Source organism: Wolbachia endosymbiont (group A) of Sympetrum striolatum (assembly GCF_947250715.1).
Taxonomy (GTDB): domain Bacteria; phylum Pseudomonadota; class Alphaproteobacteria; order Rickettsiales; family Anaplasmataceae; genus Wolbachia.
Genome location: NZ_OX366342.1, coordinates 21,645 through 42,750 on the forward strand (window position 1 = coordinate 21,645; position 21,106 = coordinate 42,750).

Consider the following 21,106-nt stretch of genomic DNA (forward strand, 5'->3'; position numbering starts at 1 on the left):
GACATTTGTTTTATATTGGTTTTATAATACCTTTTGATTCTTACTTGTAAGATAATTGGTACGACAAATTTTCCTAGTTGTAGTGAGAGGGTATACATGGGGATATTAATAACAGGTGCTGCAGGTTTGATAGGGTCAACCTTGGTGAAAAAGTTAGAAAACCAGGGCCATGAAGTAATAAGCTGTGATATTAGGTTTCACAACAATCCACTCAGTTTTTTTTCAGAAGATATAGTACCACTACTTGCTAAGTGTACAGGAATTATTCATCTGGCTGCAATTTCTCGAGTTATACATGGTGAACTTTATCCTGAACTGTGTAGAAAAATTAATGTTGATGGTACAATGCAGTTTTTAGGGTTATGTAAGTCACTTTCAAATAAACCATGGTTTATATATGCAAGTAGTAGGGAAGTCTATGGAGAGCAGAAGGAACTGCCAGTTACAGAATCTGCTAGTATCGATCCAATAAATAATTATGCCAAAGGTAAAGCATTTATTGAGGAACAAATAACAAGTTCAAAAGATTTTAATGTAGCAATATTACGCTTTTCAAATGTATACGGTGGTTTACTAGATCATAACAGTAGAGTAATTCCTGCACTCTGTATTAATGCATTAAGAGGTGATCCAATTAAAATAGAAGGTAAAGAATGTGTTTTTGATTTTACCTATTTGGATGATGTTATAGAGGGTATATGCTTAACTGTTAAATATTTACAAAGCGAAAAATCTTCTCTTCCTGCTATTCATCTTACTACTAATAGCCCATGTACTTTAGAAAACTTAGCAAAAACAATATTAAAAGTCACGAAAAGTGATTCTAGAATTGATTTTTATCCTCCAAGAAATTTTGACGTAACTAAGTTCTATGGTGATTTTACTAGAGCTAAAGAGCTACTTGGTTGGTCTCCAAAACATTCATTAGAAGTAGGATTAAGTAAATTTATAAAAAGTCTACAAAACAATACACAAGAATATCCTAACAATATAGATATGGTAATATATGAAAATATTAAAAGTTATTCATGGTTACCCTCCTTATTATAGTGCTGGTTCAGAGGTTTATAGCCAAACTCTTGCTCATGAACTAGCAAATAACAATGAGGTACAAGTATTTACTAGGTATGAAAATAGCTTTTTACCTGATTTTTATTACACTACAGTCCTAGATCGTAGTGATTCTCGAATCTTACTGCATTTAATTAATATACCCATAGCTAAATATCGTTACAAATTTATCAATGAAGAAGTAGATATACAATTTAAAAGAGTAATAGATAACTTTCAGCCAGATCTTATACATTTTGGTCATCTTAATCATCTATCAATTACTTTACCAGAAATTGCTTTTAAAGAAAATATAACTACAATTTTTACGCTACATGACTTTTGGTTAATGTGTCCAAGAGGAAGGTTTATTCAACGCAATTCTGAAGATTTGTTACGGCTTTGTGATGGACAAAAGGATCAAAAATGTGCAACCCAATGTTACAAAGGATATTTTACAGGAGATAAAGAATTCCTGAATTTAGACATAAATTATTGGGAACAATGGGTTGCAACTAGAATGAAGCACACAAGGAAAATAATAGACTATATAGATTACTTTATTTCCCCATCGAAATTCTTGATGGACAAATTTACTCAGGATTTTAATGTTCCGATAAACAAAATTTCTTATCTTGATTATGGTTTTGATCTCAATCGTCTTAAGAATAGAAATAGAGCACAAGAAAAAGAGTTTATTTTCGGTTATATTGGTACTCATACTCCCGAAAAAGGTATTGATCTATTATTGAAAGCTTTTTCTCACTTATCATCTAAAGTAAAACTTAGAATTTGGGGAGCAGCAAGAGAAGAAACTAAAGCCTTAAAAGCGATTGCCAATCAGTTTTCACCTGTTGTTAAAGAAAGAATAGAGTGGATGGGAAGTTATGATAATAAGAATATAGTTACTGACGTATTTAATAAAGTTGATGCAATAGTCGTTCCTTCAATTTGGGGTGAAAATTCACCGTTAGTAATACATGAAGCACAGCAACTTAGAATACCAGTTATAACAGCCGATTATGGTGGCATGGCAGAATATGTAAGAGATGGACTATTGTTTAAGCACAGAGATGCAAGTAGTTTATCAGAAAAAATGCAAGTCCTATCTACAAATCAGGAGTTATACAATAAACTTACCCAAAAAGGCTATCCTTATACTGAAAATGGAAATATACCTTCTATAAGTGAGCATACTGAAAAACTTAACAAGATTTACCGTAATGCTATTGAAAAGAAAGGCAAATCAGTAGCTGTTAAACCCGGTCCTTGGAGAATTACTTTTGATACTAATCCAGATTACTGCAATTTTTCTTGTATAATGTGCGAATGTTTTTCACCATACAGTAAAGTTAAAGAAGAGAAGAAAGCTAAAGGAATAAAACCTAAGATACTATCAATAGAAACTATCAGAAAAGTAATTAAAGAAGCAGCTGGTACACCTTTAAGGGAAATCATTCCTTCTACTATGGGTGAGCCTTTAATGTACAAAAGCTTTGATGAAATAATCAATTTGTGCCATGAGTTCGGCCTGAAGCTTAACCTCACGACCAATGGTTCTTTTCCCATTAAAGGAGCTAGAAAATGGGCTGAACTATTGGTACCAATTTTATCTGATGTTAAGATTTCCTGGAATGGGGCAACTAAAGAAACTCATGAAAGAATCATGAAAGGTTCAAAATGGGAAGTAGTGACAGAAAACTTAAAAACTTTCCTTGAAGTTAGAGATAAATACTTTAGCGATACAGGTGAAAGGTGTACCGTTACTTTACAATTAACATTTTTGGAAAGTAATTTACATGAACTCTATGACATAGTTAAGATGGCCATAAAAAACGGCATAGATAGAGTTAAAGGACATCATCTTTGGGCACATTTTGAGGAAATTAAGGATCTATCTATGAGAAGAGATGAGTTAGCAATTAGTAGATGGAACACGGAGGTGAGAAGGTTATACGAACTTAGAGATAATATGCTATTGCCAAATGGTAAAAAGATAAAATTAGAAAATTTCACAATCCTTTCTCAAGAAGGTATTAAGGATTTGGCTCCAGGTGGTCAATGCCCATTTTTAGGTAAAGAAGCATGGATAAACAATGAAGGAAAGTTTAGTCCTTGCTGTGCTCCAGATGAACTCCGTAAGACATTAGGAAATTTTGGTAATGTTAATGAGGTTAAACTCGAGGAAATATGGCAGAGTAGTGAGTACCTAAGCTTACAAAAGAATTATTTAAATTATAAATTATGCAAAACATGCAACATGAGAAAACCTTTGATCAATTAATCAAAGATAATCTTAAATCTATTAAAATTTCACCGTGTGAGAGTTTTCACGAATTACTAGGAAATCCTTTGTATGAAAATAGGTTTATAAAGGCTGGTAAATTTCATGAGCCCGGTCTTGCACCGGTTTATGATCAGACAGGTGCTTATCATATCAATGTAAGAGGAGAAGCAGTTTATCATCATAGATTTCTAAAAACTTTTGGATTCTACTTCAATAGAGCAGCCGTAGAAGATGATACAGGGTGTTACCATATTGATTCATCTGGATGTAGAGTATATAAACAGTCGTATCAATGGGTTGGAAATTATCAGGAAGATGCTTGTATAGTTAGAAGACATGATAAATGTTTTCATATTAATTTAAATGGCAACAGGATTTATCAGGAGGAATATGATTATGTTGGAGATTTTAAGGATGGTATCGCTGTAGTCTATAAGGATGGTAAAGCTACACATATTAATCATCATGGAAAGTTAGTACATAATAAATGGTATAAAAAACTTAATGTTTTTCATAAAGGATATTCTATTGCAGAAGATCAACATGGTTGGTTTCATATAGATATTAATGGTAATCCTGTTTACCAGCAGAGATTTAAAATGGTAGAAGCATTCTATAATGGCATGGCAAAAGTTGAAACTTTTGAAGGTGTGTTAGGACAAATCGATATTACCGGAAATGTAAAGTTTAGTATTTTTGATTTAGGTAAAGAATCTCAAGTGCATAGGATTTCTGCAGAACTTTCAGCCTTTTGGAAAACGTACCTAACAAGCGTTGCTATTGAACTTGATTTGTTAAATATTTTACCTGCAACTATGCCGGTTTTATCTAAAAAGTTAAACATTATCGTACCAAATCTAGAAAGGCTGTTAAGGGCGTTGTGGGAAGTAGGGTTTATTGATTATGATAAGAACAACGACTTGTGGCAACTATCATTAAAAGGTAAGTGTTTTAAGGAAATACCATTTTTGCCAAAAGCATCAATAATGTGGGCGAGAGTTGCCGCTGAAAAGAATTGGTTAAAGATTGCCGATATACTAAAACAGAAGTCAATCTCTTCATTTGAATCTTTTAAGGAAAGAGAAGCATCAGAAGATAAGAAAATAGCGTTTTACCAAGCATTGCTAGGATATTCTAGGTTTGATACTAAAGAGTTTAATTCTAGGATTAATATAGATGGTGCTAAGAATATATTGCTATTTGGTGTACACTCTTTATTTCTTGCTTATTCTGATATACACAATAAAGGTTCCATAGGCCTATATAACGAACATAAAGTGCCAAGACAGTTAGTAGAAAATTTAAAAGTCAAACTTATAACTCAGGAAGAACTATCAGCTACAAATTATGAATTAGGTGTCTTTTGCCGCTTTCTACAGCATTATGATGATGATAAAGTATTATCTTATTTAAAATTGGTCAAAGGAATATCTCGTATTTTATTGATAGAAACTATTTTAGATTACCGCTCTCCAGCTGGAGGCTCTGTAGATATTAATGTAATGGTTGAAACAGGAGGTAAACTAAGAACATTAAGCGATTGGGAAAAAATACTCAAACAAGTAAAAGGATTCAAAATTTTTGCTGTTATACCTTTAACAGATTACTTATCAGTTATTGATGTCAGGTGTTAATCATATGGAAACATTACAAAAAAATGGTTTTTTTATTATCAAAAATCTGGTTCCTTTAGAGCTAATAACTCAGTCTTTAAGTGATATAACAAATAAGATATCAAAGCTATCCCAAGAACTAAGTGTTTCAACTTCTGACTACTTAAACTGTACCGGCAGATGGGGCACGTCATCTCAAGTAACTAGAATTATCTCTCAAGCATTAGATAAAATTATTAAAAATTACCTTGAAAAATCACTTCAGTGTCAGATACTGCAGAAAAAATCAAATGTTATATGTAAAACTGCTGATTTAATAGATGCAGTTCCCTTCCATCAAGACATCTCCTATAGTTTTAATGATCCTTACCACTTTTCCGTTTGGTTAGCTTTGAATAATGTCAGTGAAACTTCAGGTGCACTACAAATTATAGAAAACAGTCATAAATGGGAAATACAGCCTTTAGTTGATTTTTGGTACCCATATTTTTTTGATCAGCACTCAAATAACCGAGAAAATTACAAAATTAAGTCACTACCTATTTCAGCAGGAGATGCAATAGTTTTTGATTCCCGGTTATGGCATGGTAGTGATAAGAATACAGATGCTAAAGATAGATTTGCTTATGTAACAAGGTGGATTATAAAAGATCAAGACCTTCCCTATGTGCCAAAACCTCAGCCTTCAGTTTTTGGTATACTCAATTGTGGTGAGTTAACAGAATCTATACTGAGAGAATGCTTGTCATTGTTTGGCTACCAGGAAAGTATAAAAGCAAAAAACATGGAAGAACTTATCAAGAGCTGGTTAGCCTTTATTGCAGACACAACTAAAAATATCTCTGAGATCGACACTACTGAGGCTAAGCGAGATTTATATAAGCTGCTTATTCTAAATCAAGCATCAGCACTACATGATGCTGGAGACATCTCAGGAAAAATATACAAAAATTTATGGTTTTCACTACTTGTATTTCTCAATAAAAAAGTCAAAGTAGTGGAGCTAGCATTGTAAATGAACAGAAGTAGAGTTGATAGCTTCAAATGTGTATTGATGTTCATCTTGAATATAGTATCTAAATTCAAGCTTAATGTACTTATAATGTCTTTAGTTGCTCTGGTGGTAGCTGTTGATTTGTCTTTTAGAAAGTATTTAGTAAAAAATATTCTAGATACAGCTGTAAAATATCAGGAAGGTAATGTAATTGAAAATCTTTTATTACCTGTAAGCGCTTATCTTGGCATGGCATTACTTATCACTACTGCTTTTAGATTCTATGGCTATTTTGTTGACATTCGAATGTTTACCTTAATGCGTCAAAAAATAGCTGATATATCTTTTTGTAGGCTACTCCAACAAGACCATTCCTATTATCAGAACAATTTATCTGGAAGCTTAGTACATAAGGTCAGTAGCTTAATGGATAGTGTGATAGAGTTAATAAGATTGCTTATAGATTGTTTTTTCGGTTACAGTATAGCATTAGTCTTAGCTATTTATACCTTATCATTAGTAAACATAAAGTTTGCAATCGCTACATTCACTTGGGTAAGCATTTTTATTTTAGTCTCGATTTTCAGCTTTCGTGTACTTACTGAACTAGCTGATAATTACTCTAAACAAAATTCAAAAGTAATAGCTAGTATAGCAGATAGTATTTTAAATGTTATATCAGTAAGGTTATTTTCTCAGCAAGCACATGAGAGACACAAATTTTTTCAAATATGCAAGAAAAGAACTATTGCAGAGAGAAAATTACAATGGGCATACTTTTGGCTTTGGTTTATATATGGCTATTCATTTGATATACTCCAAGCAGTAAACTTGTATTTTTTAATTCATGATTATCAATTGAACAAGATCGCAATAGGAGATATTGCCCTTGTACTTGGAATTAATATATCGATTATAGAGTTTCTTAACCATCTAACTAGAAATCTTACCCAATTTTCTACTCATTTCGGCAAAGTTTCAGATGCATTGCCAATCTTGAATACCGTACCAGAAATTCAAGATAAGGAAAATGCTAAAGAATTAAATTTATTAAGTGGAAGAATAACGTTTAACAATGTTTCTTTTTCTTATGAAGGTCAGGAGCCATTATTTCAAGATTTCTCAGTTACCATTAATCCTTGCGAAAAGGTAGGTCTAGTTGGTTATTCTGGAGGTGGTAAATCTACTTTTATAAACTTAATCCTAAGGCTATTTGATGTTAAAAAAGGTAATATAGAGATTGATAATCAAATAGTATCAGAAGTTACACAGAGTTCTTTGAGGCAACAAATATCTGTAATACCTCAAGACCCATTGTTATTTCATGATACTATTTTAGCAAACATCATATATGGTAGACTTCAATCTACTATCGAAGAAATAATGAGAGCTGCAAAGCTGGCTGGTATTCACGATTTCATTATGACTCTACCAGATCAATATGGAACTACAGTCGGAGAAAAAGGCATCAAACTATCTGGAGGAGAAAGACAAAGAATAATAATAGCAAGGGCATTTTTAAAAAACGCTCCAATATTATTTCTTGATGAACCAACTAGTCAGTTAGATTCTATAACAGAAAAAACAATTCAAATGAGTTTATTTAAACTGATGCAAAATAAAACTACGATTACTATAGCACACCGTATTTCTACACTTTTACACATGGACCGAATTCTAGTATTTAACAAAGGAAAAATTGTCCAAGATGGTAAACATGCTGAACTAGTTTCTAAGCAAGGTCTTTACAAGGAACTTTGGAATGCTCAAATTGGTTGTTTGAATGGCAAAAAATAAGATGGAAAAAATTATTGATCTGAGAAGTGACACTACAACTCTGCAGAGCTCCAACGTTATACATGCAATAAGTAATGCAACTGTTGGAGATTTTGCTTATGGTGAAGACAAAAGCTGTAATGACTTATCAGAATATTGCAAACAATTATTCAAAGTAGAAGAGGCATTATTTGTAACCAGCGGTATGCTTGCAAATAGATTAGCCATTGCCAGTCAAACAAGTCCTGGTGATGAACTAATAACTCATTATAATTATCACGTTAATTTTTTCGATAGTGCAGGCAATGCAAAAGTAAATAATATCGTATTTAATTGTATTAGAAATAATAGCGGAATCTTAGATGTTGCTGAAGTAGAATGTGCTATTAATTCTAAGCCGAGGTATAAAATTTTTGCTCAGGTGAGTCTTGTTTCTATAGAAAATAGTATAAATGGGTTTAATGGTAAAATTTATCCTTTTGAAAAACAAGTCGAGTTATATCACTTTTTAAAAGCTCACAATGTAAATCTTCATTTAGACGGTGCAAGAATATTTAATGCTCATATCGAAACAAATATTGCTTTAGCAGATTATGCTAAATATGTGGATACAATGAGCTTTTCTTTTACTAAAGGACTTGGCGCTCCTTTTGGTTCAATGCTTATGGGTAAAAGAGAGATAATTGAAAGGGCTAAAAAGCTACAGGTTTGGCTAGGTAGTGGTTATCATCAGATAGGGTATTGTGCTAATGCAGCAAAGTATGTACTACAGAACAATATTTCTAGGCTTAAAGAAGACAATAAACTCGCCAAACTGTTTGCAGACAAGATTAAGGAAATTCCACACATAAAACTGGTACTACCTTATCCAGAAACTAATATAGTAAGCTTTAGTATAAAAGCACTAAATGTAACTAATGAGGTTTTCTTGAGTAAGTGCCAAGCTTATGGTTTATTACTTTTTCCTTGGCTCGAGTCTCATATAAGAGCAGTTACCCATCTTGGCACAAAGGAAACAGACATCATGAAAGCTGCTGAAATTATAAAGGAGGTTGTGTTAAATTTAATATGAGAATAAAAATAGATTTCTTTAGCGATTCAAACACTGACCCTTCAGCTAAAATGAGGGAAGCGATGGCTAAAGCAAAAGTTGGAAACGAAGCTGCATGTGAAGATCCAACTGTGAACGAATTAGTGGCAACCGCATGTAAAATATTAGGTAAACCTGCAGGAATCTTTTTGATTTCAGGAACAATGTCCAATGTAATTGCTTATAAAGTACACATTCAAAGACCTGGTGATTACTTGCTGCTTGATGAAACTTCACATCCGCTCATAGTACAATCTGGCTTGATCGCAGCCCAGGCACATGCCACTCCTTTGCCAATCAAAGGTACGAGAGGAATATTTACTGGAGAACAAATTGTTGAGTTTATTACTCGTCCTAGTTTAAGAAATATTCCGAGAGTTGGGCTTGTTTCTATCGAACAAACGACAAATTTTGGTGGTGGAGCTGTGTGGCCTTTAGAATATATTCAAGAGATCTCAAGTCTCTGCAAAGAGAATGACGTATTCACTCATTTAGATGGAGCAAGACTGTTCAACGCTTGTGCTCATACTAAAATATCTCCAAAAGAGTATGCAAGTTATTTTGATTCGGTATTCATTGATTTTAGTAAAGGATTAGGTGCTCCAATGGGCGCAATATTGCTTGGAAGTGAAGAGTTTATTGAAAAAGCTTGGTACTATAAGTTTCAAATTGGCGGAGGTATGCACCAAGCTGGCATTATTTCAGCTGCATGTTTATATGCTCTACGTAATAATGTAAATTCTTTAGAAGAAGATCATAAAAAAATGCAGCACCTTATAGAAGGCCTAGACTCAATAGATCAAGTTATAATTGATATTGACCTATACAAAACTAATATAGCGTATTTCTCATTACGTAATAATTGTATATCTACTCAAGAATTAATAAACGTACTAATAACAAATTATGGAATTAGAATGGCTAACATCAAAGGTAAAATCAGAGCTATAACACATAGAGATATAAGCTATGAAGATATTAATATTACTGTATCTGCTATAAGAAAGATACTAAGTAAGTAATTTTCTGCACTAATTGTTTGAAAACTTCTTGTCAAATAATATTATACCAATATAGTATTATGCTGGCATCTGCATAGAGCTATTTGGGAATAGGTGTGAACTTTGTCTTCTTTCAATATTTACTATTCTTCTGTGGATATATGCTGCTTTATTTATCAAGACAAAGTATACCAATTGCTCTACCACTGTTAATAGATACTGACCATGTAAAATTAAGCTATTTTTTTGCCTGCTTTTCTTTTTTTTATGGAGTATCAAAATTCGTTAATGGAATAGTCATGGACTCCAAAAATAATCCACTATTTATGTTTGGGCTATGCAATATTGCAACTGGATTATTAACCATTGGTATAACTTTATCATATAATAATCTAACTTTATTACTGTTAACATTAATATTATTAGCTTGGACACAAGGGTTAGGTTGGCCAGCTATTACCAAGTTTATGGTTACAAACTCTAGCCTCTCTTCAATTGCATCATCATGGGGAGTTATGAGCGCATCTCAGCAACTTGGTTCTTGTATTACTTTAATTGTATTACCAAGTATAATAAAAATGTATGATGCAAAGAGTGCATTTTTGTACTCTGGTCTCTTATGCTTACTTTTTGGAATTTATATAATATTAAAAGCATATTACAAAGAAAGTGCCAACTTTACTACCTATTATAAGGTGCATAAATCTCAAATAGGTATCAAGGTAACAAGTTCCATATGGTTTCTATGTTGTGCTACTTTTTGTGCTTATATTATAAAAATGGGAATCTTCTTTTGGTTTCCTATAATTTTAAGGGATAAATTACAAATTTCTCTTGTACAATCCTCACTAATAACAGGTGTATATGATTTAGGTGGAATCCTTGGAACTTTAATCACAGGAAGAATTAGTGATATGTACTTCTTTCAAAATAGAAGCTTGCTGGCATTACTTTACATGTTGGGTATAGCACTCACTTTTATTGCAATGAACTTTGGTCAAAACATAATTCTTATGAACCTTGGTGCAATCTTATCAGGATTCTTTATATTTGGAGTTCAAGTACTGACAGGTGTTATAGCTGTAGAAATTGCTTCACAAAATAATGTATGTGCAATTGTAAGCTTAACAGGATTATTTGGGTATATTGCAAGTTCAATATTTTCATGCGTGCTCTTAGGAGTACTTGTTAAGCACTGTGGTAACAGTATTATGTTTTCATTTTTTTCCATTTGCTCTGTTGTTGCACTCGTTTGCTTTTCCATATTATCAAGCAAAGACCTTAAAAAACTAAGTAAAGCGGTGTAAAAAATATTTCTCAACAGTTAAACTTTGTAGATAGATTTTTTACCCAAGGAATAAACATGGTAACCATATCTTAGTAACAGCTCGCTATCTAATAAATTACGGAAATCAAAAACATTAGGTGCAGTCATAATACTCTTTAAACTTGCAAAATCTTGATTTTTAAATTCTTTCCACTCCGTTAACAATAACAAGGCTTCCGCGTCCCTTGCAGCCCCTATAGCATTGTCCGCGTACTCTATATCCTTTAGAACTTGCCTAGCATTATCCATCCCCATTGGGTCATATGCAGTAATTTTAGCCTTGTTATTCACTAACAATTGTGCAATATCTATAGCTGGGCTATTTCTTACATCATCAGTACCAGACTTAAAAGTTAGCCCCCATATTGCTATTTTTTTATTTTGGACTCCATTTAATAGATATTCTACCTTTTTAGCAATGTTTGTTATATGATTATAGTTAGATTCCTTAACTGAATTTAAAATTTGTAGCTTGACATTGTGATCTTCAGCAAGCCTTATTAAGGCCGATAAATCTTTAGGAAAACATGATCCTCCAAATCCTGGACCAGCTTTGAGAAACTCCTTACCTATTCTATGGTCCATTCCCATAGTGTTAGCTAAAAGGTCAATGTCTGCTCCTAATAGCTCACATAAACCTGCCATCTCATTGATAAAAGCAACCTTTGTTGCTAGAAAAGCATTAGAAGCATATTTAATCATTTCAGCAGTAACTGTATCAGTGACCATTAACGGAATATTCTTATCTATAAATGATTTATATATAACTTCTAGTTTTGCCCTAGCTAGCTTAGTTTTTACTCCTATTATTATCCTATCTGGGTATAAAAAATCTGATACTGCAGAGCCTTGCTTGAGAAACTCTGGATTAACCCCCAAATCAAAGTTATAGCCCTTATTAGATAAATAATTATATATATTTTCTGCAGTACCAGGAGGAACAGTTGACTTTATCACTATTAAGCAATCTTGATTAACTCTCTCAGAAACTTCACTTACTGCATTATATACATTCTTTAAATTTGCATTTCCTAGGGAGTCTGATGGAGTATCTACAGTTATAAATACTACTTCTGTATTGGGATTTATTTGAAAATACGAATCGAAAAATCTTATCCTTTGTGACTTTATATTATTCTCTAAATAATCTGCTAATCCAGGTTCATATAGAGGAATGTTCCCTGATTTCAAAAGTTCAATCTTCTCAGTATTTATGTCAATGCAATCAACTTTATGGCCCTGCTCCGATAACATTGTACCAGATACTAATCCTACATACCCTACTCCTATAATAGTTATGTGCATTTTATTATCACCTTAAAAATATAGCTTAGCATCTAAAATAAATACCATTAACAATTATAAACTTTTGTTGTTACACTATTTTTCTTAATTGCCTTACCTTCCGAATAAGCTATAAATAAGGTTGATGGTATTAATATCAAAGTACCATATAAAGCACTTTTATCAGGTAATTCATTAAATATAACGTATGCTACTATTGCAGAAATTATTAGCTCTATGTACCTATAAGGTGCAAGTGCAGTAGCATCAGTAAGAGTAAAAGCTTTTAACATAAAGAGCAAAATTAGATTTGAATTAATTCCCAAAATCAGCAGTAATACTAATTCCAACAAGGAAGGCATATGCCAATAAAATAACAAAGGTGGAGTAGAAAAAACAGTTGTCATTAGAGCTGAATAAAATAACATACTTATTACTGACTCTTTTATCACAAGTTTCTTATTAAGTATGTCTAATATAGCAAAGATTAATGCAGATACAATAAAAATAAGAATTTTAGGATTAAAGTCTTCACTATGAGCTTTGATAGTAATAGCAATACCAACAAAACCAATAATAGTTACTATCCATCTTTGCCAAATTATATTTTCGTTTAGTAAAGGGATTGCAAGAAATATAACAAATAATGGTATAGAAAAACTTATAATCGTTGCAGTTACTATGGGGAAAGTACTCAATCCATATGTCCATAAGACCATTCCACAAAACAACAGTGTTCCTCTAGTTATTTGAATAGATATTTGACTTGTTTTAAAAGCTTCTATTCCATAGTAAAACATAAAAGGTACAAGGGTAATAGTGGTAAACAGAAAGCGGAAAAAAATTATTTCAAAACTCTGAAGATGTAAACTTAGATATTTTGATATAGTATCATTAGCTACACTACTAAGTAAGCTAAGTATAAACCAGATAACCCCAAACAAATAAGCTCTCAATCTGTAATCCATAAAGCTTCTGATTTAATAGATACGATGTACTCATATAATTTTACTACAAAACTAATAATATAAAAGTTTTCTGATGTACGTCCCCAGAATGTGATCGTAAGGGTCCATTATAAATAATTCGGGAAATTTCGTCTCTGTAGACATATTAAGAACTACGTAACGAATGTTTATATTTGTGAGTAATAGTAAGGTTCAAGGTAAGGAAAATGCTAGTGAGGTAAAGTAGAATAACGTTGATTTGATAATTTAAGCTCATCTTCCCTCTTGCTACATCTCTCTTTAAATATCTCCTCTTTTGCAGCAGGTCTATAGAATTATACAGAGTATTTTATCTTCCAATACAGGCAATCTTGACGTTCTTCCATGGCATTTCTTCTGTTCTTGAACTTTTTCCCACTCTGGGCGCACTTTTTCTACAACCTTTTCGAATTCTTCTATTTTCAAACCTGTTACATCTCGAAAATTTCTCGGATGTTCTTTTAGATTATGGTAGTTTAAGCTCATCTTCCCTCTCTATTCTCTTGCTATACCTCCCTATTTTATAACCATTCCTACTCTTTTGCAGCAGGTTTAAAGAAATACTAAAGGCAAAAGATACGCTTGCGTAGTTCGAAAGCTTTCTATAGGATAAGTCTCACCTGATTTACAAATAGAATTGTTATGTTAGATGTTTGCTATTTATTCTTAAGCTCATTTTAACAGCATTTTGCTTTTTTTAGTATGTAGGGGTTTTCTAGGAATTATCCTATTGAATTCTATGATATTATTTTTTGTAACATTGTTATACATATCATGAAAATGAAGGTATTTTATTATCTTCAATCTGTGCAGATTAAACGACAACAGTATTACGTGATTGGCGTCTTATTTTTAATTTTTTGCACTATGTGCACCTTATGTCTTCACAACCTTTCTGGGTTTTTACCCATATAAGCTGAAACGCGCTTACAAAGCGTTTAAGACAGTATAGAACGCCGATTTGCAGGATTAGAGAGTGACAACTAGCTAACACGGGATATCTTTTGCCTTTTTTTTGCTTAGTAAATTTCTTAAATATTAAAGCTAAGGTTAGTTGCACTTAAAAGCAGCTGAATCGCAGTGTTTAAGACTTAAAAAAACGCCATACTTGAAAGTATAATGTAAGTAATTAGCCAACCACGGGGCTTCTTTTGCCTTTTTTTTCATTTGGTAAATTTCTTAATGTTTATAGCTAAACGACAACCGTCATTCCAGTACCTTCTCTTGTCATCCCAGTGCCCAGACACTGGGATCCAGTTCTTATTACCTGGTATAAAGTTAAGTTTTCTGGATTCCAGTGGGCTTTGTTGCATCGCTACTTATGAAAGGCTAACTATAGCTAGGATTATAAGCAACCTATTGAAAATCTTGTTTTTTTGCAATCAATCTGATCAAATTTAAGAATAGTAATTTATTATTTATATTAATAAACTTAATTCTATTGAAAATAGCTAAAGCATTGAAATTCTTGAATTTTAGCCGGATTAGTGAGTGGTAGTGAAATTTCTTTTACTCAAATTTAGGTATTCACTGACCGTTCTTGTTATAAATACCAGAATAATAAGCTACTGATATTCTCCATCTTTTTTATCTTTAATCCATCATAGCTAGCGATGCAACAAAGCCATTCCAGTGTCTGGGCACTGGAATGACACCGTCTTGGATGGAAGGGCTGGATGACAGGAGATACCGTCTTGTTAGTCAACAAAAAAATTATAAAATTTCCCAAGTTGCATCATAAAATCAAAAAATACTTCCAATTGTGTAACAGTACACAGATTATAGTTAGTGGATATGTTGATAAGTAAATTAGTTTTATACGCACAAAACAGATGAAGTTTACTTATCAACATATCCACTAACCAACAACATTCAATAAATTTGTGTAAGATACCACTTTACATAAGATAGATAGGAAGCATTTTTGATTTTAAAGTACTAAACCTTCAGTCAACCTCCTAGCCCTGTAGTTTTTGATATGGTTAGGATCAAAAGCACTTTTGGATGTCAGAATACCGAAAATGATATGGAGTAGCTTACGCATTGCAGCACCAACGATGGCCATATTATGCTTACCCTTTTCCTTTAATCTTTGGCAAAAGCTCATAATGATAGGATTGTGATTCTTAGCTACTATGGCAGGAAAGAAAAGTGCCTTACGTAATGTTTGTGAACCGGATTTACTTAATCTGGGTTTGGCATATACAGAGGAACCTGACGTCATATTTCGTGGTATAACTCCTGTATATGCTGCCAATTGCCTGGCATCTCTAAAAACCTCTATATCAGAAACTTCAGCTAAAATAGCTATTGCTGATTCTTCTCCTATGCCTGGAATAGTCAATAGAAGTTGAAAATTTTCCAACAATTCTTTGTGTTGATTTAATAGTTCACGTACGGAGTTTTTTATTGTTTCTATTTTTTGAGCTATATTCATTGCAAGGTCTTCCCAAGCATTTGCAACTTCTTTAGGCAGTCTCTCTTTTTTTTCTAAGTGGTTATTTACTAATGTTAACTCATCTTTTAACGCAACTGAGCAACGATAAAGATGTTTTAATTTTTTCATTTCAGGAGAAGGTGGTGTCCAACTAGAAGGTTCCTGTCTTTGGCAATAATCAGCAATAACTTCTGCATCGGTCTGATCATTCTTTTGTCGTATCAGCTTACTCCTTGCATAAGATTTTATGCAATAAGGATTTACAACACTTACAAAATGTCCAGCATTGTGTAGAAATTCAGCCAGTGCTTCGCTATAACAACCATTAGATTCCATGCAGGTTTTTACTTTTTCTACATTATGTTTGTGTAGAAAATTCAGTAGACTTTGAAACCATCGTTCTTAAAGCTTCTTTTTCTAGTTTCACGCTTTCCTTTTTTGCTTATAAATGAGAGAAAAACATCAAAGCGATCTTTTGATATATCTATGCCCAAAAAGTTGTTGATCATATATAACCCCATACGTTACCATTAAAAATGAAAAGTAAGGCTAGTCTTGTGAATACAGAATTAGAACCATTCAGGTCTTTCTACGATACCGTCCAGCCTATACTTTTGAGAAGGGAATTCTTATCTCCTCTACAGATTTTATATCTAAGAAGAAGCACAGAGTTCCTCCCTTCTCCACCTAATGCTTAAGCTTAAAACATTAGATGCTTTTGACAAGATACAAGTAGAAGATATCCTTATTGCCTGCGTTGATGGGCTGAAAAGCTTTCCTGCAGCTATAAACAGTGTCTTTCCTAATGCGGAAGTGCAGATGTGTATAGTGCATCAGATACGCAACTCACTGAAGTATGTGGCCAGTAAAGATGCGAAGAGTTTTTTGAGCGATTTAAAGAAGGTATATCAAGCTTCAAGCAAGGAAATTGCCGAGAATTATCTGTTGGAATTGGATGAAAAATGGGGCACAAAGTACCCTATGGTTATAAAATCTTGGCAGAATAATTGGGAAAACTTGTCTGGTTATTTTAAGTATTCTGGTCCAGTTAGGAGGATAATCTACACCACCAATCCCATAGAGGGGCTACATAGGCAAATTAGGAAATTCACTAAGACCAAAGGCTCATTTACCAGCATAAATGCCTTGTATAAGCAGGTATATTGTGCTATAAAGAAGGCAGAGGAAAAGTGGACGATGCCTGTACATGATTGGGCATTAACTATCTCTCAACTTGATGTTTTCTTTCCTGGCAGATTGAAAATTGAGTTGAACTAAAAATGCGGTTTGACACAGTTTATTTAACACTCCCAATAGAAAGTGTTGGATGTAAAGTTTTATTTTTGCCGCCATACTCGTCTGATTTAAATCCAATTGAGAAGTTCTGGTTTGCCATCAAGCATGCCATAAAAAAAGCGCTGCCAAGCTTTTGGCCTGATATCAATTCTGCTATTGATTTTGTTTTTCAGTATTCAGGTAACCCTTTCTTGGGTTAGCTATAGGATCATCATCTATTCTTTTTTCTCTACAAGTATAGTATTTTCTAAAACGAATGATAAACGTCTAAAATGGTATTACCAACTAAAAGGTGTAAGTCTGTACATTGATGCATTAGAGGTCTGAGGCGACTTTTGATGGTGTGCCAACAATGCTCTATCGGATTTAGATCAGGTGAATATGTTGGAAGATAAAGCAAATGACAGCCAAAAGACTCTATTAATGACTTTGTTTTGGGAGTTTTATGGAATGTAGCATTATCCATAACTATGGTTGTATTACGCTGCAATTGTGGTTCGCTCTAACCATACATTAAATACATCTTTATTACACCCTCCTGTGAAGGTCATTGGTGCAATAAACTTCTTTTCAATCCATCCACCTATTATACTCACTCTTTCCCGCTTTTTTCCTGGAACATCAGCATATATTTTTTCTCCTCTTGGAGCTCGTGCATATTCTCAGTATAGAATATATTATACCTTTATCATTCGCTTTTGAAAATACTATACTTGTAGAGAAAAAAGAATAGATGATGATCCTAAATATTTAATAAATTTGACTACTGAGGAATTTCAAAAATCTCAATTTTTTATTAATTGTGAGATGTGGTACATTCTATCTTCATATAGCTTTCCTCTTCATACCTCAACTAATGAAATTAGAAGCATCAACTCCCTTCTGCAAGCAAGCAGCAATAACAGTGTTCATCATTAGAAATGCAATTGTCATTGGGCCAACGCCTCCGGGTACTGGGGTAATAGCTTTGGCTTTCCCTTTTATTCCCTCAAAGTCAACATCACCTACAAGCTCTCCTACATTAACACTATTTATGCCAACATCGATCACTATTGCACCTTTCTTTATCCAGTCTGCTTGAACAAAATTTGGCTTTCCGACTGCTGCAACTACTATATCCGCTTTAGAGCAATATTCAGCTAAATCTTTACTCTGTGAGTGCAAGATGGTAGCAGTGCAATTTTCCTGCAGCAATAGGTGAAACATTGGCTTGCCCACGATATTTGACCTACCAATCACCACTGCGTTTTTACCGGAAAGGTTCTCTTCAATTGATTTAATTAAATGCAAAGAACCTTTAGGAGTGCAAGGTATAAGGCAGTTTTTTTCACCTTTAACTAATCTACCAACGTTTTCATCGTGGAAGCCATCTACATCTTTTTCAATACTTACTGCGTTAATTACTCTGCTTGCACTAATATGATTTGGTAAAGGCAACTGTACTAAAATGCCATGCACAGATCGATCTTCATTTAACTCATTGATTTTTTCAATCAATTCATCTTCTGAAATATTATTAGGCAAAACAATGGTCTCAGAACTTATGCCTATTGATTCCGCTTTTTTCTGTTTGTTGCGAACATAAACCTGACTTGCTGGATTGCTGCCCACGAGAATTACTTTCAGGCAAGGAAAAATGTTATACTCTCTCTTTAAAATATCAATTTTTTGTGATAGCCTCTCACATAGGTCGTTTGCTATTTTTTTACCATCAATAATAATTGTCACTTCCTTGCCACTCCTTAAAGTCAGGTAATTTGATATCAAATAAATCCAATACTTTGCCAACAGAATGATTAATAATATCATCCAACGATTTTGGTTTAATATAGAAAGCAGGCACTGGTGGAGCAATTATTGCTCCCATCTCCGTTAATTTTAACATATTTTGTAAATGCCCAAGATGTAGTGGTGACTCTCGCACCATAAGAATTAATTTTCTTCTTTCTTTTAGCGTTACATCTGCAGCCCTTGTCAATAGATTGGAAGTAACACCTGATGCAATTTCAGACATTGTCTTCATAGAGCATGGTGCTACAATCATTCCTGAGGTTTTAAATGAGCCACTTGCTATTTTTTCTCCTATTTTTTCTTCAGAATAGTAAAAATCTGCAAGTGATGTAATATCTTCAAGTTTTTCTTTAATCTCATGAGCTAGAGTTATTTTTCCAGCACGACTTATCACTAAATGAGTTTCATAACCAAATTTGCAGCGCGTGACGCTGGAATCTATATTTCTTTTTCCCTGGATCCCAGTGTCAGCTACTCGGATGACAGGGATAAGAGATCTATTAATATTTCTTAACGCCTCTAAAATACGTACACCGTAAATAGAACCAGATGCTCCACTTATTCCAATTACAATTCTGCTATTCACTTAACTCTTCTTCGTAGCTCATTCCCAATGCACGTTTATAGGTATCAAGCAATATTTCCTGTTCCTCTCTGTCATCATCATCCATCTTCCTCAGCCTAATAATTTGTTTCATCACTTTTATATCCCAACCTTCATCTGCGGCTTTTACATATACATCACGAATGTGATCTTGCACATCCCTCTTTTCTTGTTCAAGTTTTTCGATTCTCTCTATGTAACCCTTCAACTCTTCAGCCGTTATTTTTACTGTATCTTCCATGAAACTCCACTAATTAATTGCTGCTACTAGTATTACCAGTTTTTACTTGCACTTCAACAACAGTAATAATATTTTTATCTTTTTTTAAAATCTTAAAGCGAAAACCATACATGGAAAACTCCTCGCCTTCGTCAGGAATGCGCTCTATTTCATTCACAATCATACCTGCTAGAGTTGTAGCTTCTTCATCAGGGAGATTCCAGTGTAACTGCCTGTTAATGTCCCTAATAGTAGATTTTCCTTCTATGTGATACATATTGTCAGATATTTTCTTTATGAAATTCTCCGTGATCAAATCATGTTCATCCGAAATTTCTCCAACTATTTCTTCCAGTATGTCCTCAAGAGTTACAATTCCCTGCAGTGCTCCATACTCATCAATAACAAATGCAAGGTGTTTCCTGTTCTTACGGAAGTTATGAAGTTGCACGCTGAGCGGTGTACTTTCTGGTATAAACCAAGGCTTTGACATAACTTGGGTAATGTCAACTTCTTCCGCTTTATTATTCTTTTCACGCAAGGCATTTATTAGACCCTTCACGTGAATTACACCGATAATATCATCTGGTTCTTTTTGCCATAAAGGTATCCTACTATGACTGCTAGTTAAAATTTCCCTTATTAACTCTTCTTTACTTCGATTTATATCAAGAGAAAATAAATTTCTTCTATGGGTCATAATTTGTGATATTTCTGTCTCAGCCAAATCAAGTATGCTGCTTAGCATATCTAAATCCTGTTGTAACATAGTTCCTTCACTGCGGTGAAGAGTAATCATATTACGCATTGCATCCGCTGCAGATATTACTTCCTTATCTTTATGCAGCCCACATAATTTCAGGATGAGGTTAACAATAAATTGAATACCTAGCGTCAATGGAGAAAAAATCTTTACAAAAAACAATACAAAATAAGCAGAAAATGATGCAAATTTTTCAGGATTTTGAATAGCATAAGTTTTTGGTAGAACTTCGCAGAATAATAAAATACAAAATGTCATTATAATTGTTGATAGGAGAATGCCCTCATTTCCAAAAAGATTGATAAATATTGCTGTAAATAAAGCAGAGCAAGTAATATTAATAATTGTATTGCCGAGCAATACCGTTCCTATTGTCAATTCTTTCTTATTTAATAAGCGGTCTATTATCCTGGCTCTTTTGTTACCGTCTAGCTTTAGCTTATTAACTCGAGAACGGCTAATTGAGGTTAAGCCTATTTCTGCTCCTGAGAACAAAAACGATAAAATTAACAAAATAAAAATTGCTGATGATACTAAGACCAATAACCAATCCATTAAAGTACGATGTTATTGTGATAAAAAATAAA

Annotated in this window: 18 protein-coding genes and 3 pseudogenes; 11 read left to right on the forward strand and 10 right to left on the reverse strand. The window is 33.3% G+C overall.

The window, feature by feature from the left end:
* Positions 1-96: 96 nt before the first annotated feature.
* The 8 genes from OOK87_RS00130 (at position 97) to OOK87_RS00165 (ending at position 11,118) form a co-directional block, all read left to right on the forward strand.
* On the forward strand, positions 97-1,050 hold the full coding sequence (locus OOK87_RS00130; protein ID WP_182183380.1) for an NAD-dependent epimerase/dehydratase family protein: 954 nt from the start codon (positions 97-99) through the stop codon (positions 1,048-1,050).
* Positions 1,007-3,334: a glycosyltransferase gene (locus OOK87_RS00135; protein WP_264687710.1), complete on the forward strand. Its 2,328-nt coding sequence runs from the start codon at positions 1,007-1,009 to the stop codon at positions 3,332-3,334. Before OOK87_RS00130 ends, OOK87_RS00135 begins: the two co-directional genes overlap by 44 nt.
* Entirely contained in the window at positions 3,295-4,971 is a 1,677-nt protein-coding gene (locus OOK87_RS00140; protein ID WP_182183384.1) for a WG repeat-containing protein, read from the forward strand. The genes OOK87_RS00135 and OOK87_RS00140 overlap by 40 nt, the downstream gene beginning before the upstream one ends.
* Before the next feature lie 4 nt (positions 4,972-4,975).
* Complete coding sequence (locus tag OOK87_RS00145) at positions 4,976-5,965, forward strand: phytanoyl-CoA dioxygenase family protein (protein ID WP_264687711.1); 990 nt, start codon at positions 4,976-4,978, stop codon at positions 5,963-5,965.
* Positions 5,966-7,741 carry an ABC transporter ATP-binding protein gene (locus OOK87_RS00150; RefSeq protein ID WP_264687712.1) on the forward strand — a complete coding sequence of 592 codons (1,776 nt, stop codon included), beginning with the start codon at positions 5,966-5,968 and terminating at the stop codon, positions 7,739-7,741.
* A gap of 1 nt (position 7,742) precedes the next feature.
* A complete protein-coding gene (locus tag OOK87_RS00155; RefSeq protein ID WP_264687713.1) occupies positions 7,743-8,792 on the forward strand; it encodes a threonine aldolase family protein in 1,050 nt (349 codons plus the stop codon).
* Positions 8,789-9,832, forward strand: coding sequence for a threonine aldolase family protein (locus OOK87_RS00160; RefSeq protein WP_264687714.1), 1,044 nt, complete (start codon positions 8,789-8,791; stop codon positions 9,830-9,832). The genes OOK87_RS00155 and OOK87_RS00160 overlap by 4 nt, the downstream gene beginning before the upstream one ends.
* 140 nt (positions 9,833-9,972) lie before the next feature.
* Entirely contained in the window at positions 9,973-11,118 is a 1,146-nt protein-coding gene (locus OOK87_RS00165; RefSeq protein WP_353275342.1) for an MFS transporter, read from the forward strand.
* Positions 11,119-11,135: 17 nt separating this feature from the next.
* Here OOK87_RS00165 and OOK87_RS00170 read toward each other — a convergent pair whose 3' ends face one another.
* The 4 genes from OOK87_RS00170 to OOK87_RS00185 form a co-directional block, all read right to left on the reverse strand.
* The gene (locus OOK87_RS00170) at positions 11,136-12,443 is read right to left on the reverse strand and encodes a UDP-glucose dehydrogenase family protein (RefSeq protein WP_264687716.1); all 1,308 of its coding nucleotides are present in this window, start codon (positions 12,441-12,443) and stop codon (positions 11,136-11,138) included.
* A gap of 47 nt (positions 12,444-12,490) precedes the next feature.
* Positions 12,491-13,390, reverse strand: a complete 900-nt coding sequence (locus OOK87_RS00175; RefSeq protein ID WP_264687717.1) for a DMT family transporter — start codon at positions 13,388-13,390, stop codon at positions 12,491-12,493.
* 306 nt (positions 13,391-13,696) lie between these two features.
* Positions 13,697-13,894 (reverse strand): hypothetical protein, encoded by a 198-nt coding sequence (locus OOK87_RS00180; RefSeq protein ID WP_155968442.1) that lies wholly within the window; start codon positions 13,892-13,894, stop codon positions 13,697-13,699.
* A gap of 677 nt (positions 13,895-14,571) precedes the next feature.
* Positions 14,572-14,721 (reverse strand): hypothetical protein, encoded by a 150-nt coding sequence (locus tag OOK87_RS00185; protein ID WP_264687718.1) that lies wholly within the window; start codon positions 14,719-14,721, stop codon positions 14,572-14,574.
* A 363-nt stretch (positions 14,722-15,084) separates the two neighbouring features.
* Between OOK87_RS00185 and OOK87_RS00190 the strand changes: the two genes are divergently transcribed.
* On the forward strand, positions 15,085-15,216 hold the full coding sequence (locus OOK87_RS00190; protein WP_264687719.1) for a hypothetical protein: 132 nt from the start codon (positions 15,085-15,087) through the stop codon (positions 15,214-15,216).
* 122 nt (positions 15,217-15,338) lie between these two features.
* On the opposite strand, the pseudogene OOK87_RS00195 reads toward OOK87_RS00190, so the two are convergent.
* A pseudogene (locus OOK87_RS00195) lies at positions 15,339-16,354 on the reverse strand (IS110 family RNA-guided transposase).
* Between the two features lie 223 nt (positions 16,355-16,577).
* On the opposite strand from OOK87_RS00195, the pseudogene OOK87_RS00200 reads away from it, so the two are divergent.
* Positions 16,578-17,123, forward strand: a pseudogene (locus OOK87_RS00200) (IS256-like element ISWpi15 family transposase); the annotation flags it as partial.
* A gap of 2 nt (positions 17,124-17,125) precedes the next feature.
* The gene (locus OOK87_RS00205) at positions 17,126-17,341 is read left to right on the forward strand and encodes a transposase (protein WP_373457553.1); all 216 of its coding nucleotides are present in this window, start codon (positions 17,126-17,128) and stop codon (positions 17,339-17,341) included.
* A gap of 47 nt (positions 17,342-17,388) precedes the next feature.
* Here OOK87_RS00205 and OOK87_RS07370 read toward each other — a convergent pair.
* The 5 genes and pseudogenes from OOK87_RS07370 to OOK87_RS00225 all read right to left on the reverse strand — a co-directional run bounded on the left by OOK87_RS07370 (position 17,389) and on the right by OOK87_RS00225 (position 21,074).
* A pseudogene (locus OOK87_RS07370) lies at positions 17,389-17,773 on the reverse strand (transposase).
* A gap of 217 nt (positions 17,774-17,990) precedes the next feature.
* Positions 17,991-18,869 (reverse strand): bifunctional methylenetetrahydrofolate dehydrogenase/methenyltetrahydrofolate cyclohydrolase FolD, encoded by an 879-nt coding sequence (gene folD / locus OOK87_RS00210; protein ID WP_253309370.1) that lies wholly within the window; start codon positions 18,867-18,869, stop codon positions 17,991-17,993.
* A complete protein-coding gene (locus OOK87_RS00215) occupies positions 18,853-19,518 on the reverse strand; it encodes a UbiX family flavin prenyltransferase (protein ID WP_253309371.1) in 666 nt (221 codons plus the stop codon). Before OOK87_RS00215 ends, folD begins: the two co-directional genes overlap by 17 nt.
* Positions 19,511-19,777: a DUF2312 domain-containing protein gene (locus tag OOK87_RS00220; RefSeq protein ID WP_064125346.1), complete on the reverse strand. Its 267-nt coding sequence runs from the start codon at positions 19,775-19,777 to the stop codon at positions 19,511-19,513. The genes OOK87_RS00215 and OOK87_RS00220 overlap by 8 nt, the downstream gene beginning before the upstream one ends.
* A 13-nt stretch (positions 19,778-19,790) precedes the next feature.
* Positions 19,791-21,074, reverse strand: coding sequence for an HlyC/CorC family transporter (locus OOK87_RS00225; RefSeq protein WP_253309372.1), 1,284 nt, complete (start codon positions 21,072-21,074; stop codon positions 19,791-19,793).
* Positions 21,075-21,106: the final 32 nt, after the last annotated feature.